This is a genomic window from Vibrio sp. ZF57 (genome assembly GCF_001691235.1).
GTDB lineage: Bacteria > Pseudomonadota > Gammaproteobacteria > Enterobacterales > Vibrionaceae > Vibrio > Vibrio crassostreae_C.
The window spans coordinates 78,372-94,855 of sequence record NZ_MAKD01000019.1 but is presented as its reverse complement, the minus strand read 5'-3'; the positions used below and the strand labels follow the sequence as shown (position 1 = coordinate 94,855).

Annotated in this window: 10 protein-coding genes and 1 pseudogene; 8 read left to right on the top strand and 3 right to left on the bottom strand. The window is 46.7% G+C overall.

The genetic code is table 11. From position 1 onward, the window contains the following. Positions 1–161 precede the first annotated feature (161 nt). The 5 genes from dsrO to A6D97_RS02665 all read left to right on the top strand — a co-directional run bounded on the left by dsrO (position 162) and on the right by A6D97_RS02665 (position 7,489). Positions 162–998 carry a sulfate reduction electron transfer complex DsrMKJOP subunit DsrO gene (gene dsrO / locus A6D97_RS02685; protein WP_017070609.1) on the top strand — a complete coding sequence of 279 codons (837 nt, stop codon included), beginning with the start codon at positions 162–164 and terminating at the stop codon, positions 996–998. Next, positions 995–2,143 (top strand): NrfD/PsrC family molybdoenzyme membrane anchor subunit, encoded by a 1,149-nt coding sequence (nrfD, locus tag A6D97_RS02680; protein ID WP_065583781.1) that lies wholly within the window; start codon positions 995–997, stop codon positions 2,141–2,143. Before dsrO ends, nrfD begins: the two co-directional genes overlap by 4 nt. A gap of 14 nt (positions 2,144–2,157) precedes the next feature. After that, complete coding sequence (locus A6D97_RS02675) at positions 2,158–5,250, top strand: tetrathionate reductase subunit A (RefSeq protein ID WP_065583780.1); 3,093 nt, start codon at positions 2,158–2,160, stop codon at positions 5,248–5,250. A gap of 526 nt (positions 5,251–5,776) precedes the next feature. Further along, on the top strand, positions 5,777–6,418 hold the full coding sequence (locus A6D97_RS02670) for a c-type cytochrome (protein WP_048610546.1): 642 nt from the start codon (positions 5,777–5,779) through the stop codon (positions 6,416–6,418). Between the two features lie 9 nt (positions 6,419–6,427). Then, a complete protein-coding gene (locus tag A6D97_RS02665; RefSeq protein ID WP_065583779.1) occupies positions 6,428–7,489 on the top strand; it encodes a c-type cytochrome in 1,062 nt (353 codons plus the stop codon). A 142-nt stretch (positions 7,490–7,631) separates the two neighbouring features. Here the strand turns inward: A6D97_RS02665 and A6D97_RS02660 are convergent, their stop codons facing one another. Further along, positions 7,632–8,561, bottom strand: coding sequence for a LysR family transcriptional regulator (locus tag A6D97_RS02660; protein ID WP_065583778.1), 930 nt, complete (start codon positions 8,559–8,561; stop codon positions 7,632–7,634). A 26-nt stretch (positions 8,562–8,587) separates the two neighbouring features. Further along, a complete protein-coding gene (locus tag A6D97_RS02655; RefSeq protein WP_065583777.1) occupies positions 8,588–9,028 on the bottom strand; it encodes an Lrp/AsnC family transcriptional regulator in 441 nt (146 codons plus the stop codon). Between the two features lie 140 nt (positions 9,029–9,168). Here A6D97_RS02655 and A6D97_RS02650 point away from each other — a divergent pair, with 140 nt between their 5' ends. Next, complete coding sequence (locus A6D97_RS02650) at positions 9,169–9,753, top strand: LysE family translocator (RefSeq protein WP_017058847.1); 585 nt, start codon at positions 9,169–9,171, stop codon at positions 9,751–9,753. A 55-nt stretch (positions 9,754–9,808) separates the two neighbouring features. Here A6D97_RS02650 and A6D97_RS02645 read toward each other — a convergent pair whose 3' ends face one another. Further along, positions 9,809–10,198, bottom strand: a complete 390-nt coding sequence (locus tag A6D97_RS02645) for a DUF1294 domain-containing protein (RefSeq protein WP_017064222.1) — start codon at positions 10,196–10,198, stop codon at positions 9,809–9,811. 156 nt (positions 10,199–10,354) lie between these two features. Between A6D97_RS02645 and A6D97_RS02640 the strand changes: the two are divergent. Together A6D97_RS02640 and pulA are read left to right on the top strand one after the other, a co-directional pair. After that, positions 10,355–12,127, top strand: a pseudogene (locus tag A6D97_RS02640) (alpha-amylase family glycosyl hydrolase). 353 nt (positions 12,128–12,480) lie between these two features. Then, entirely contained in the window at positions 12,481–16,185 is a 3,705-nt protein-coding gene (pulA, locus tag A6D97_RS02635; RefSeq protein ID WP_065583776.1) for a pullulanase-type alpha-1,6-glucosidase, read from the top strand. Positions 16,186–16,484: the final 299 nt, after the last annotated feature.

Here is a 16,484-nt window from a genome sequence, read left to right as displayed (position 1 = left end):
TTAAATAAGCCTCTAAAACAAAGCATAACAGCTAGATTGGTAAAACCACATTTGTTCTAGATCAACTTTGATCTGGGTATGTGGAAATCCACAATACCCCGCGTACGCCCAAAATCTGACAATGAGCCTAACAGATCGAATACCCATTTATAGGTACCTCTATGGACTCATTGAAAAGACGGTTTCTCAGCCAATTCGGCAAGGTTTCCGCTGGTGCTGCGCTCATTCCCATTGCCGGAATCAACACCGCAGTCGCAAGCACAGCCATTCGCAATAACAACCAACCTGACCGCAAAGGCAAAATAGGCAAACGCTACGCCATGGCGATTGATTTACGTAAGTGCGTTGGCTGTCAGGCGTGCACTGTTGGCTGTAGCGTTGAAAACCAAGCGCCAATTGGCCAGTTCAGAACCACCGTAAAACAGTATGAAGTCTCCCTTGATGATGGTTCGACGGCTCAACAAGACGTGAAATCATTCATGTTACCTCGCCTATGTAATCACTGTGACAACGCCCCCTGCATCAAGGTTTGTCCTGTTCAAGCGACCTTCCAGCGTGAAGATGGGATAGTGATGGTCGACAACGAACGCTGCGTAGCCTGTGCTTACTGTGTTCAAGCTTGTCCTTACGATGCTCGTTTCATTAATAACGACACCCTTACCGCAGACAAATGTACCTTCTGTGCACACCGCCTTGAAGACGGCTTACTGCCCGCTTGTGTAGAAACTTGTGTTGGTGGCGCGCGTGTCATTGGTGACCTCAAAGATCCAAACAGTGAGATAAACCGCCTACTCAATGAAAATCGAGACGACATCAAGGTGCTTAAGCCAGAGCAGAATACCAACCCCCATGTTTTCTATATCGGCATGAACGAGCGATTCGTTAGCCACATTGAAGGCCAACCTGCGATTTATGATCCAGCCGCCATCGATAACTCATCCTCTAGCAAACAAGAATTGGCAATCGCGACACAAGGCAAACAAGGAGAGACAGCATGAATATCACTGAGGTGTTAGTCCCCGCTCAAGAGATCGCTTGGCTACCGTGGGCGGTTCAATATTTCTTCTACATAGGTTCGGCTTACGCGGCTGCGATTCTGTTTTTGATTGCCCTGATATTTAAAAATTCAACCAGTCATCAATTTCGTGCAGCCCTTGTGCTTGTGATGGCAATCGGCGCGATTGTTGGGCCATTAGCCCTCACTGGAGACTTACACCAACCGGGACGTGCGTGGCACTTCTATGCTCACATCACACCTTGGTCATGGATGTCATTGGGCTCTCTGTTTCTACCTCTGTTCTCTGGTCTGGCTGTCGCGACGGCTTGGGTTTACCTGCGTGATGACATCGCACAGCTCAAAGAGAGTGAAAACCCACTTCTAAAACGTTTGGCTTGGCTGACGCTAGGTCAATGGCAAATATCGTCAAAGCTGATGATTGCGCTCGCTGCTGTGACGGCTATTTCGGGCCTAAGCATCGCGCTTTACACAGGCGCAGAAATTGCGATTTTGGCGAGCCGACCGCTTTGGCATCAACCGGCTTCTCCGCTGCTTTGGTTTACGACAGCGTTCTTTGCTGCAACGGGTTTAACCCTATTGATTTGGGCTCTACTGCCATCCACCAAGCCAAGCTTAAAACCAACAGACCTCGCTCTGGTACAAAGAACGATTACCCTAACCGGTGGCCTTGCCATCATTCTTACGTCGATTTGGGCATCTAATCATGGTCACTTCAGCCTGTATGAGAACGATGCTTGGGGCATCAATTTAGGCATCATGACCACCAGCATTTTGCTGTGCATGATCTTAGTGCTGCCACTACAACGCCTATCGCAAAGCAAGTTAGGAATTGTCTGTGTTGCGCTTGCGACCATAGTTTCAGCATGGGCGGTACGTTGGGTCACCATGATGGAAGTTCAAACCATTCCTCGTTTTGATGTGGGTCCATTCCCTTATGAATTACCAATGGGTAGTGCTGAGTTACTTGGCATCGTTGGCATGTGCGGCCTGTGGCTAGCACTTGCGTTGTTCGCCTCTGAAATCGTGTCTGCTGGATCGTCAAGATCAACTGGCTCTGCGACAAAGACAGCATCTAAGCCAAACCAAAACACATCATCACCACTTAACCGCTCACATAGCTTGTAGTCTGAGGAATCATCATGGATAACAAACGTCGTCAATTTTTGAAAACAGGCCTTGCTGCCGGTGGTGTTGGAGCTTTTGCTGCAGGTTATGCGACAACCACAAAGCACATGGTTCACGGTGCTATCGATGGCACCGCAGGTAAGAAAACCAATCACATCCATCACGGTAATTCGTTAGAGACGGAATACAGTGTCGATGAGCAAGGTAAGATTTCGCCGAATCCAAACCAACGCGTTGCACCCTCAATGTGTTTTGGTTGTTGGACACTGTGTGGCTTGCGTGTACGTATCGATAATCGCAATGACGAGATCTTACGTATCTCTGGCAACCCGTATCACCCGCTATCAAGTGATCAGCAAATCCCGTTCAAAACACCGGTAAAAGACGCCTACATTGGCTTGTCTGGTGAGTCAGGCATCAATAATCGCTCGACAGCCTGCGCCCGTGGTAATGGCATGTTAGAGATTCAAAACAGCCCATACCGAATTACACAACCATTAAAACGTGTTGGTAAACGTGGTGAAGGCAAGTGGGAACCGATCAGCTACGAACAGCTTATCTCTGAGATCACCGAAGGTGGTGACTTGTTCGGTGAAGGCGAAGTTGAAGGCTTACGATCGATTCGCGACATCGAAACACCACTCGATCCGAACAACCCTGAATACGGACCAAAAGCCAACCAACTGCTTGTGACTAATGCCGGTAATGAAGGCCGTGACGACATCTTGAAGCGCTTTGCATTTAACAGCTACGGCACTCGTAACTTTGGTCACCATGGATCTTACTGTGGCTACGCGTTCCGCGCAGGTTCAGGCGCGATCATGAACGATCTAGACAAGTTCTCGCACTTAAAGCCCGACTTCAACAACGCAGAGTTCATTCTTTTCATCGGTATGTCTCCAGCTCAAGCGGGTAACCCGTTTAAGCGCCAAGCAAGACAGCTGGCTGAAGCTCGTACCAACGGAAAACTGAGCTACACCATAGTGACTCCGAGCCTTCCTGCAGGATCTTCAAGCCTTGCTGCGGGCGATCGAAACAACTGGCTACCGATCAAACCGGGCACCGATTCAGCATTAGTGCTGGGTATGATCCAATGGATCATCGAGAACCAACGATACAATCACGACTTCTTGTCTCGCCCAAGCGCACAAGCGATGCAAAAAGCAGGCACCACGCATTGGTGTAATGCTTCACACCTTGTGATCAGTGACGAAGCACACCCACAAAACGGGCGCATGCTTCGCGCATCGGATATGGGTTTGCTAGAAACAGGCGAACCGATGTCTGACGATGACGGATTTATCGCACTAGATGTGACAACGTCACTATTGGCGTCACATATTCAGGTGAATGAAGCGGCTCTGTTCGTCGATCAAGACGTAGAAATCAATGGTCAGACTGTTCGTGTTAAGTCTTCTCTGCAAAGATTGAAGGAAGAAGCCTTCAAATATGACCTTGCATACTACAGTGAGCAGTGTGAGATCCCGCAGGACCAAATTATTGCGTTGGCAAAACGCTTCACCAGCTACGGGACGAAAGCAGTCGTGGATACTCACGGTGGCAACATGCACACCAACGGCTTCTACAACTCGTTCTCTATTCTGATGCTAAACGCGCTGATCGGTAACATCAACGCGAAAGGTGGCGCGATGGCGAAAGCGGGCGGCTACCCAACTTCGGTTGCAGGTCCACGTTACGACTTTACCAAGTTCAAGGGTAAGACTAAGCCTCAAGGTGTATTCTTGTCCCGCAGCAAGTTCCCGTATCAAAACACCAGCGAATACAAACGTCGCGTTGCCGCAGGCGAGTCACCTTACCCGACCCGCGCGCCGTGGTACCCAATATCAGCTCCGCTTTTAACTGAGCACTTATCAGCTGCGATTGACGGTTACCCTTACCGTGCAAAAGCGTGGATCAACCACATGGCGAACCCACTATATGGTGTCCCAGGCTTAGACAACCTGCTAGGCGAGAAGCTTAAAGATCCCAAACAGCTTGGCTTGATCGTGTCTATCGATGCCTTTATCAATGAAACGACTGCCTTATCGGATTACCTAGTGCCAGACACAGTGACCTACGAGAGCTGGGGCATGGCAACACCTTGGCATGGTGTCGCGACCAAAGCGATCACCGCTCGTTGGCCGATTGTTGAGCCTAAAACTTCCCGCACTCAAGACGGACGTGCCATCAACCTAGAGAACTTCTTTATTGATCTAGCGAAAACGCTTGGCCTAGGTGGCTTCGGCGACAACGTAATCAAAGACAATCAAGGTAACTGGCACGGTATTCATAGCGCTGAAGACTTCTACCTGCGCTCGGCTGCTAACTTAGCGTTCGTAAAAGGTGGCGTGCCGAATGTGGATGCGGAAGATATTGTTTGGTCTGGTCTTGAGCGCCTAGTGCCTGTGATGAACAAAACGCTCAAGCCTGAAGAGATGCTCAAAGTAGCGTACATTTTTGCGCGTGGCGGTCGTTTTGAAGACGCAACCAATGCCTACACCAATGAAACCATGAAGTACAAATGGACCAAACCACTGGCTATTTGGAATGAAAAGCTTGGTACCTCTCGCAACACCATCAGTGGCGAGCAGTACATGGGGTGCCCGACATGGTATCCACAAAAGCTTGCAGACGGCACACCTTTGGCAGAGCAGTTCCCAGCAAAAGAGTGGCCGTTCACCCTAACCAACTTTAAGTCCAATATTCACAGTGCGGTGTCTAACTTGTCACCACGCTTAGAATCAATCAAGGGTGTGAACCCGGTGTACATTCACCCGCAAGACGCCTCTTCAGCGGGTATCAAAACCGGTGACGTGTTTGCGATTGAAACACCGAGCTCAACCACACATGCGTTGGCGATGGTGATTGATGGCATCAAACCGGGAACATTAGGCTTTGAACACGGCTTTGGTCATAAAGAACTCGGTGAGCGTGCGCACTGGATCGGTGACACACAACAACCTGTGAAGATGAAGTCGAACGATGGCGTTAACATCAATGATATTGGCTTAATTGACCCGACGAGAGAAGGAAAAGGCGTCATGTTGGATTGGGTTGTGGGCGCAGCAGCAAGACAAGCGCTTCCGGCTAAGATCTACAAGGTCTAGCTTAAACTCAGCAAGCTATAACTTAATCACTGAGTCAAAACACTTCTTTATCTGATTTGCAGATGAGAACACAACAGGGCAACTTCGTCATTCGAGGTTACCCTGTTTTTTCGTCCTCTTGATCTAGAAAAGCACCCTATTTGGATAAACGTCCAATCTACATAAAGTACCCAATCTACATAAAGCATCCGCTCTAGATAGAGTAATCAACCCAAAACCATTAGGTAATCTTCATTTCACCACAACTTTTTTAGCCCGCATCCATAAAGCAGCTATGCTTATACAATCGGTGCCATAAAAGAGCCTTAACAAGCAGTTATACCGAGGCGAACATGGCAGTTCCCTTGCACTTCGTTAACGGCAGTTGGATTCGCCTATCGAAATCCACATCAATACCACTATGGTGATTGAGGTTATTAATGTGAGACTCACCTCAAGTTCCAAGTGAATTAATGTGGAAATCCACAATAGCGCGAGCAACCAATTATGTCGAAAATGCGTGCATTACAACCAATAGCGACGCCTCATGATTAAGCTGAACATAAAAACTCAAACTCTAACGCTTTGCATCGCTGCTCTGGGAAGCCTTTCTTTATCCGGTTTTGCACAAGCAGCACCCAATCCAATGCCAGAAGCCGCAGAAACCTGTAGCGGTTGCCACCAAGCCGACGGGAAAGGCATGCCCAACATCGCACCTATGCTTGCAGGGCTCAATGCTGACTACCTAGAACATCAACTAGTCTTATTCTCAAGTGGTGAGCGTCAAAGCGCGATCATGAAAGGCATGGCTGATGGTGTGTCTGATCCTGCGATTCGTCGTGAAGTTGCAGAATACTTCGCTTCATTACCTTCATACGACTTCACCGATTTAGAACAACGCGGCTCACAAGCCGATATCGATAACCCGTATCGTAAACTTGTATTCCAAGGTGATTGGGATCGAAACATTCCTGCTTGTGCTACCTGTCATGGACCAAGTGGTATGGGCGTAGACAAATTTCCTCGCCTAGCGAGTCAGCATGCCGACTACATTCAGACTCAGCTCAACGCTTGGAAAAACGGCACTCGTAAGGGTGATGATTTAAACATGATGGGCAATATCGCCGGCAAGTTGACCGACGATGAGATCAAAAACCTCTCTTACTATTTCGCATCTTTCCGATACTAAAGGGCTCGCATGAAAACATTACTTCTAATTACCGCAACCCTTGCCTCTGGAATCGCTTATGCCGAAGGTGAGTTGCCCGATCGCCAAACCGAACTGCCCGCCGTTGAAAAACCACAAGATAATAAATATCTGGTGCCACGCGACTTGGTAGATATTCCTGATGGGGAATTTGGTGACAAAGTAAAACTGGGCTATTCCCTGTTTGTCGATTCACAACAGATGCGTGGTACGTTCGTCGGCAATGAACAAAACTGTGTCAACTGCCACATGCAAGCGGGCATGAAGCCTAACGCTGCCCCTCTTTGGGGTGCGTACATGGCCTACCCTGCGTACCGTTCTAAGAATGACAAGGTAAACAGCTACGCAGAACGTATCCAAGGTTGCTTCACCTACTCAATGAATGGTCTGCCACCGGCTGAGGGTTCAAAAGAGATGGTCGCACTGACGGCGTATTCATACTGGCTGGCGATGGGCGGCATCTTAGACAAGAACGGCATGCAAGATACACCCGTTCCTGAGATTAGCGATGCCGACTTACAAGTCGGTGGTAAAGCGGAAAGCTTCCCTCTCCCTGAAGAGCTGTTAAGCAAATACCCAATCGATGGCCGCAGTAAGTTGGCAGGGCGTGGCTATCCTAAGATTGATAATCCTGAACAAGAGCCATCGATAGCGCGTGGTGAAAAGGTTTACCAAACCAACTGCCAAACCTGTCATGGTCAAAATGGTGAAGGTATTAAAGGGGCTGACGGACGTTCATACTTTCCACCATTGTGGGGCGAAAACGCGTATAACTGGGGCGCGGGTATGCACCGGGTGAACACCGCTGCCTATTTCATCTATGAAAACATGCCGCTAGGGAAGAGCCAGCAACTTTCAATTCAGGATGCATGGGATGTAGCCGCATTTGTGAACAGTCATGAACGCCCACAAGACCCACGATACAAGGGTGATGTTGCAGGTAATGCTAAGCGTTACCACAACCACCAAGGTTATTATGGTAAAGAAGTCGACGGTGATGTGCTGGGTTCCAAAGCCTACCCAAGTGGTAAAGAAGTGATTCATGAGCATTGATAGGCATTAGTGCACAAGAGCCGTTCACGTCAGCTATAGCTAAGCTTTACATTGTAAATCAGTTATAGCTGGAAGAATAAAAAGGAGCCAGAGCGTTCGACGTTCTGGCTCCTTTTTTATGTTTGAACGATTAGAGATCCAGCTAACCTTGCTGCATCTTCTCCCAAATGGTTGGAGAGCCGATATAGTCTTGAACCGTGGTAATGAACTCTTTGACCAGTTTGGTCTGTTTACGGTGCGGATACACAGCGTAGATTGCGGTATCAATCGTAGAGATCGGATAATCCGGCAGTAAAGTGACCAAGCCAAGTTCTTTCATTGAGGCATACAGGTTTGATTGATCAAGCAAGCCATAACCTAGACCATCTTTCACACAAGACACCATAGTACGAACATCACTCACCTTATAGTTGCCACGAATCGTTAGGCTCTGGAAGGTATTACCTCCCGGCTCTTCACTAATGCGCAGATGGTCGACCGTCATATCACCATTGGTATAAATCACCGCAGGTAGAGCGAGTAGATCTTGTGGCGTTTTCGGTTCACCGTGCTGCTTCACAAAATCGTTTGACGCGACCAACATGAAATTACTGTCGGCAATCTTCTTCGCAATCAAATTCGATTCAACAAGCTTACTGAAGCGAAACGCGATATCAAACTGCCCTGCAATGATATTGGCGATCTTATCGTCTAGTGAAAGTACGATCTGAACATCTGGGTACTTTCTCATGAACTGAGTGATGATAGGTTGCAGATATTGCTGCCCAAAATAGATCGGTGAAGTAATTCGTAGCACGCCTTTTGGCTCTGACTGGTATGAATCTGCAATGCCTTGAATCTGATTGATGGTGTCTTTCAGTACATAGGTTTGTGCGAGAATATCTTCCCCTGCCGACGTCAACGAAAACGAGCGTGTAGAGCGGTTCAGCAGCTGAACACCTAAATCTTGCTCGAGCTTTTTGATCTGTTTAGAGAGTGATGAGTTGTCCATATCATGTAAGGTTGCCGCTTTGGTAAACGACCCTTGTTGAACCACATCTAAGAACAATAACAACTGATTGGTATTTGGCACTGCGCCTCTCCTGAAATAAAACTCGACTAGCGTTCGTCTTTAGGGGTGTCCATCACAACCATAGTCGTAATAGATTTCACCTGAGCACATTCCCCAAGCACATCGGCATGAAACTTCTTATAGCCCGGTAGGTCTTTGGTTTCTACCCTTAGCAAGTACTCGTTGGCACCGGTAATATTGTGACACTCCACCACCTCTTTTTCCATACTGACGTGCTGTTCAAACTCCAGCTGAGCCGCTTTGCTGTGGCTTGATAAACCAATCGAAACATAAGCAATAAAACCTACCCCCATCAGCCCATTATCCAGAACCGCACGGTAACCTTGAATGATACCTTTACGCTCAAGATCCTGGACGCGCCTTAAGGTCGCAGAAGCCGACAAGCCAATCCGTTCTGAAAGCTCAATGTTGGAGATTCTGCCGTCCAATTTAAGCTCTTGCAATATCCTTTCGTCAAATCTATCCATAAGTACTTATTATTGTGCATTAAGTGATAATAGAGGAAATAAAAGCACATAATTGCCTCACTTTCCACCTACTATGTTTCTCAACACGTGAAAGTCATGACCGGTCAGTCACTTCGTTCATTTTTTGCTGGAGAACCATAATGCCTTTAGAACAACTTAGCGCACTTGCCTTGTTTGCGTTCGTCTCGACCTTCACACCAGGTCCAAATAACATCATGCTCATGACATCAGGAGCAAATGTTGGCTTTGCCCGTACTATTCCGCACATGCTTGGCATTGCTCTAGGGTTTGCAGCCATGTTGCTGCTAGTTGGCTTCGGTTTAATGGGCATTTTCAACGCTTATCCGGTTACTCACCAAATCTTGAAATACCTAAGCCTTGCTTACCTCGTGTACCTTGCAATTAAGATAGCATTGAGCGGCAAAGCCAAAAGCACCGAGGCTTATAAGCCAATGACCTTCATCGGCGCGGCAAGTTTTCAGTGGGTGAACCCGAAAGGTTGGTCGATGGCGCTGACGGCAATTTCAGTCTATAGCAGCGGCAGTTCATGGTGGGAGCTTGCGATCATCGCAGGTATCTTCACGCTCGCCAACTTACCATCCGTGACATTCTGGACAGCGGCAGGTAAACAACTGCAACACTGGTTAACAACACCAGTCCGTATCAAAAGCTTCAACTACGGTATGGCAGGCTTGCTTCTAGCATCGACCATTCCGATGCTCTAGTCGAATAACTTCTGTATTTTAACGGTTGGTACTCCTGTGCTAACCGTTATTCTCTTTATAAATAACCCACAAGTTCACTAAGCCAACGACCAAACATCGTCTGCCCGCTCGGCGTTAACGTCCACACAAACGCCGCAACATTCACTGCCACTGTCACCCAATATATGGCTCTGAACGGCTGCTTCTGCGTTTTATGACGCAGCTTATCTTGAGCAATCAACGCCCCTAGCCAGCCACCAGCAACAGAAAAAATATGCAGAGTTTTCTCTGGCACACGCCAATTGCCATTGATCGCTGCTCGCTTGTCCTTCGCGTACACAAAAAACGTCACGAAACCGATAACCAAATACCACACCAACAGCGCTTTAGAACTTTCCGCAAACAACACAGACACCGCCACCAGAACCAAATAAGTGATAACGATTTGAATAGATGAAGACAACATGACTCCTTTTGAGCAACAGCTCACATACTGTAGCAATTACGCCCTGTAGATTTTGATAAGGATGAGTAAGGCATATTGTAATTCGGTTAGCCTGCAAAGAATAAACAAGCCCTTTCATCCCTACATAACATGATGGAAGTTAAAGGAATTATAAATATGTACAACCAAAAGTACGCCATCTACCAAGTTTTTACGCGTTTATTTGGCAATAAAAACACCCAACATGTTCCATGGGGCACAATCGAGCAAAATGGCGTCGGTAAGTTCAGTGATTTTACCGACAAAGCGCTGTCTGAAATCCGCAAACTCGGTATGACTCATATTTGGTATACCGGAGTACCACATCATGCGCTCATCAATGACTACAAGCACCTTGGTATTTCAGACGATCACCCTAGCGTGGTAAAAGGCCGTGCGGGATCACCATATGCCGTCAAAGACTACTATTCCGTAAACCCAGATCTCGCAGACAACCCTGAATGCCGACTAGAGGAGTTCGAGGCACTAATCAAAAGAAGTCACGACAATGGTTTAAAAGTGATTATCGATATCGTACCGAATCACGTTGCGCGTCATTATAAAGGCTTAAACAACCCAGAAGGTGTCAGTGACTTCGGCGCTCAAGATGACACAACGCTGGAATACCACAAAGACAATAACTTCTACTACATTCCCAACAGCACCTTTGAATTGCCAGACATAGAGCCCGCCTTTACGCCGCTAGGTGGTGAACAGCATCCCAACCTAAACTCCCCGTTTATAGAGACGCCCGCCAAATGGACAGGTAACGGCTCACGTTTAGCCAAGCCTAGTTTCGATGATTGGTATGAAACGGTGAAAATCAATTATGGCATGCGACCAGACGGTTCAAAAGACTTCCCTGAACTACCGAGTGACTATGCTCAACGCAATTACATGGATCATTTCCGTTTCTGGGAATCTGTTTATGTGCCTAACTCTTGGGCTAAATTCCGAGATATCGTCTTGTTTTGGTTGAATAAAGGTGTTGATGGGTTTCGCTACGACATGGCTGAAATGGTGCCAGTTGAGTTTTGGAGCTACCTCAACTCATCAATAAAGATGAAAAACCACGATGCCTTTCTGATGGCAGAGGTGTATCAGCCGGACTTGTACCGTTAATACATTCACTTAGGCAAGATGGACTACCTCTATGACAAGGTAGATCTGTACGACGGCCTCAAAGCCATCATGCAAGGCAAGGCTTCAACGGCAATCATCCCTGAAATCCAACATCAAATGCACGACATTGAACATCATATGCTGCATTTTTTGGATAACCATGACGAGCAACGAATCGCCTCACCAGAGTTTGTAGGCAATCCACATATCGCAAAGCCTGCGATGCTAGTTAGCGCTCTATTGAGCAGCTCTCCAACCATGATCTACTTTGGGCAAGAAGTCGGCGAACCCGGTGCGGAGAATGCAGGCTTTGGACAGCCCTCACGAACTTCCATATTTGACTACATCGGAGTCCCACAACACCAAAAGTGGATGAACCACGGCGCATTCGATGGCGGGCTATTAGACGAAAACGAAAAGCAGCTGCGTCACTTCTATCAAAAGGTAATGAACTTTTCGCTAGAGCACTCATCGATAACAGGTGATTACCAAGACTTACACCAGTGCTGTAACTTAAGTGATTCAGTCTACGCATTTCTGCGCTCTGACCACCAAGAGCTAACCATTGTTGCAGCTAATTTCAGCCAACATACCACTGAAAATATTCACTTAAAGATTCCAAGTGATGTAATCCAAAAACTCAAATTAGTTGATGGTCGTTACATACTCAATGAATATATTGAAGGCATAGCGCAACAAGTGCTCGACATTGAGAACAGTGTTGGCAGTTTTAATATTGAATTGAAACCGCTGGCGTCTTTGGCTTGGGTGTTATCCTTAAATGGATGATATACCTATCAATATAAATTACCGAACAGCTCGCTTTTAGCTAATTGATAAATAACTTAATTTCCACATTAAATTAACACTCTCTCAATTCGATATATTACTCACAATAATAAGGATGAGCTCTCATCCTTATTAACTACGCCTAGCCTCTACGCCTTACATTATTGATATTATGCAAATGAGTCATTGATCCAATTAATTTAACAATAACCAAATACAAAGCGTGATATTGACACTAGGTTTCCTATATTTACGAATTTAAAATAACTTTATACATTGCCATCACAAATAGTTGACCTTGGTTAAAGCTAGGATATTCATCTTCATAAAAAGTGAAATATGGATATCAAAACGTGAACAACATAAATATTAATAAAATTATCTCTCTACGAAATACCTTCAACAATACCAAAAAGAAGAGCTTCAAACGCTCTACATTGGCCAAAGCAATGTTACCGCTCTTCACCGCTACTTTGATCGCGGGTTGTGGTAGTGATAATGATAGCGACAACGGTACAGCCCCTGGCAACAGTGGTTTATACCCTGCAGCTGAAAACGAAGTCGTTATTTACTACAAACGCGATGTTGCCGCTGCCAGCTCATCTGGCTCAACTTACGACGGTTGGGGGCTGCACCTTTGGAATGGTGAAGGCTGTACCAGCACAGATTTAGTCGGCATGGGATTAAGTGAAACCGGAACCGACTGGAACAGCCCTTACGAATATGATGGTATCAGCGATACTTACGGTGCCTATTATGTGTTGAAAGTTGACCCAGATGCCTCTGACCCACACAAATGCATGAACTTCATCTTGCACAATGGTGATGAGAAAGCATTTGGCAGTGCGAACTCAAAAGTCGAGTTAACTAAGCTTGGCGATTCACAAGGCGTATTTGGTTTCCATGGCAGCAGCGAGTTGTACTACGACCCAATCTCAGAAAGACCAGTCAATATTGATGGCCAAAAAGCACATTGGTTAGATGCAACCACCATCGCTTGGGAAGCAGCTAGTAATGCCGATTCTGTAAAACTCTTCTATGCATTAGATAACAGTATCACGATGAACGCCGACAAAGAAATTGTCGGCGGAACTGCAATTGAACTAAGCAAAGACGGGGAGCTGTCCTCTGAATTGAAAGAGCGTTTCCGCCACCTTGCAAGCTTACCAGCCCTGGCTATCGATGTTGACGACAGCACACTTCGCACTATCTTAAAATCTCAGATAATTTTTGTTGCCTACAATGCCAATGGCGATGTTATCTCTTCAACTGAGGTTCAAAAACCTGGTGTGCTTGATGCGGTATTTGCTAGCGAAGATGCTGGCAATGCAATGGCTGAAGAACTAGGCGCGATTGTTGAAGGCAGTGCGGCTACCTTCAAGCTTTGGGCACCAACAGCGCAAGATGTAGAGCTAGTTCTTTACAGCGAAGACCTGAAAAGCTCACAAGTTTTTCCAATGACAGAAAGCACTGAGACGGGTATCTGGGCGACTGACGCGGTACCTAACGCTGTCAACAGTTACTATCGCTACCAAGTGAAGGTTTACCACCCAACCACAGGCAACATTGAAACTCGCCTAGTAACCGACCCTTACTCACTCAGCTTATCGAAGAACTCTGCATACTCTCAAGTCATTGACCTTAATGATTCAACACTGAAACCAGAAGGCTGGAGTAACTATAAGCGCGACACAGAAAAAACGGTTCAAGACACAAACCACGTACTTTACGAATCACACCTTCGTGATTTTAGCTTCAGCGATAAGGCAGGCACAGCGAACCTAAACGGAAAATACCTCGCTCTCACAGAAGCAGATCGTGAGTCGGTCAAGCACCTACAAGCTCTGCAAGATGCAGGCTTAACTACGCTACATATCTTACCGGCATTCGATATCGCTACCGTTGATGAAAATGAAGCGAGCCGTGTCGATATCACCGACACCGTTGGCAAACTGTGTGATGTAAAACCTGCTGCCTCCTTGTGTGGAAACGAAGACGAAAATAAAGTCATCAAAGATGTACTCGATGGTTATGATCCTTCAACAGGCGATGCACAAGCGTTGATGAATGACCTACGCATGCTGGACAGCTTCAACTGGGGCTACGACCCATTCCACTACACGGTTCCAGAGGGAAGTTATGCGACAGATCCAAATGGTTCTAAGCGTATCCTAGAGTTCCGTCAAATGGTGAAAGCCACGCACGACATGGATCTTAAGCTGATCATGGACGTGGTATACAACCACACCAACGCATCTGGCGTGAACGATAAGTCGGTACTGGATAAGATTGTCCCTGGGTACTACCACCGTCTTAATGTAAACACTGGTGGCGTCGAGAACTCAACCTGTTGTGACAACACTGCGACTGAAAACCTAATGATGGGTAAATTGATGGTCGACTCTCTTAAGGTATGGGCTGACGACTATAAAGTGGATGGTTTCCGTTTTGACTTAATGGGCCACCAGCCAAAAGACGTGATGGTAGAAGCATTGGAAGAAGTGCGCAAAATCGACCCGAATACTCTGTTCTACGGTGAGGGTTGGGATTTCGGCGAGGTAGCCGATAATGCACGCTTCGATCAAGCGAACCAAATCAACATGGCAGGCACTGAGATCGGTACCTTCTCGGACCGTCTGCGTGACGCCGTACGTGGCGGTAGCCCATTTGATGGTGGTGTCGACTCAGAAGGTAGTCACCCACTTCGCTTTAACCAAGGCTTTGGTAACGCAGCGATTGCCAACGAAGAAACCAAAGTTGATCAAGATTCGATCAATGGTCGTTTACACAACCAAGACCTTGTTCGTTTAGGGATGGCAGGTAACCTCGCAGAATATGTGTTGATTGATTACAAAGGCGATACCAAACTGGGCAAAAACGTTGACTACAACGGTGCGCCCGCTGGTTACACCAAAATGCCTTCAGAGAACATCTCTTACGTTTCAAAACACGATAACCAAACGCTTTGGGACAACAACGCTTACAAGATCGCTGCAGGTACTAGTTCTGCAGAGCGTGCTCGCATGCAGTCGGTATCGCTTTCTACCGTGATGTTAGGCCAAGGCATACCATTCATCCATATGGGTTCTGAACTACTTCGTTCTAAGTCTATGCAGCGCGATTCTTACGACTCTGGCGATTGGTACAACCGTGTGATGTTTGATGGTACTGGCAATAACTGGAATGTTGGCTTACCTCGTGAAGACAAAGATGGTGCCAACTGGGAACTCATCAAAACCATCATTGCCGACAGCACAGCCAAGCCTGCAAAAGAGGACATTGACCTAACCAAGCAGCAATTCCTAGAGCTGTTAAAAATCCGCAGCTCAAGTGAACTGTTCCGCTTAGACACAGCAGAAGAAGTCATGAAGCGTGTCGACTTCCGCAATGTGGGCAAAGATCAAATCGAAGGCCTGATCGTGATGTCAATTGATGACGGAATCTCCACGGGCAAAGACCTAGATACTACCGCTGATGCGATTGTGGTTGTTATAAACTCAACGAGTAAATCTCAATCGTTCAAGATCACGGGAGCAACGGGCTTTACACTTCACACCGTTCAACAGAGCTCTGAAGATGACATTGTAAAAGGTGCAAGCTTCGCCGCTGAAACCTTCACAGTCCCTGCACTAACCACCGCTGTATTTGTACAAGCTCAAGGCGATGCACAAGGTGCTGGTTTGCCGGTTGATAACTCAGGCAAGGATGTATCGAGCATTCCGCCATACGGCCAAACAACCGTCTACGTTAAAGGTGACATGAATGGATGGGGCGCAACGGATGATTGGGCAATGAGCTTTGTCGCTAATGGTGTTTATTCTGTGACAGGCAACTTGGAAGCGGGTAACTATGGCTTCAAGTTTGCTGATGCTGATTGGGTATCACCTAACTTTGGTTGTGATTCCGTTGAACTTGCTGATGGATCAATCGACCTAGGTACTGATGGTAACTGCCAACTAAGCGTAACAGAAGCTGGTAGCTATACATTCACTCTGAATGCGATTCACGAGCTGGATGACGACGTAGATGGCCCAGTTGTTTCAGTAACCAAGAACTAAGTCTTAAAGCTTGGAATTCTAATAAAAAGATAATAAAACCAGCGAAAGCTAGCCTTTGGGAGACGTCAGTCTCCCTTTTTTACAACTATTGAACCCAGCAGATTTAAGCAAATAATAAACAACTGCATCGCCCATTAAAATTCGGGGCATTTCCAACCATACTTTATAGCCCCTACATTCGATTACATGGCTGAAAACTTAGAACTAAAGGGAAAGGATATTCCTTAGAACCGTTAAAACCAGATCTTAACGATATATCATAGTAGGAATGCCGCTCTCCCTTAAGTGAACAGAATTAA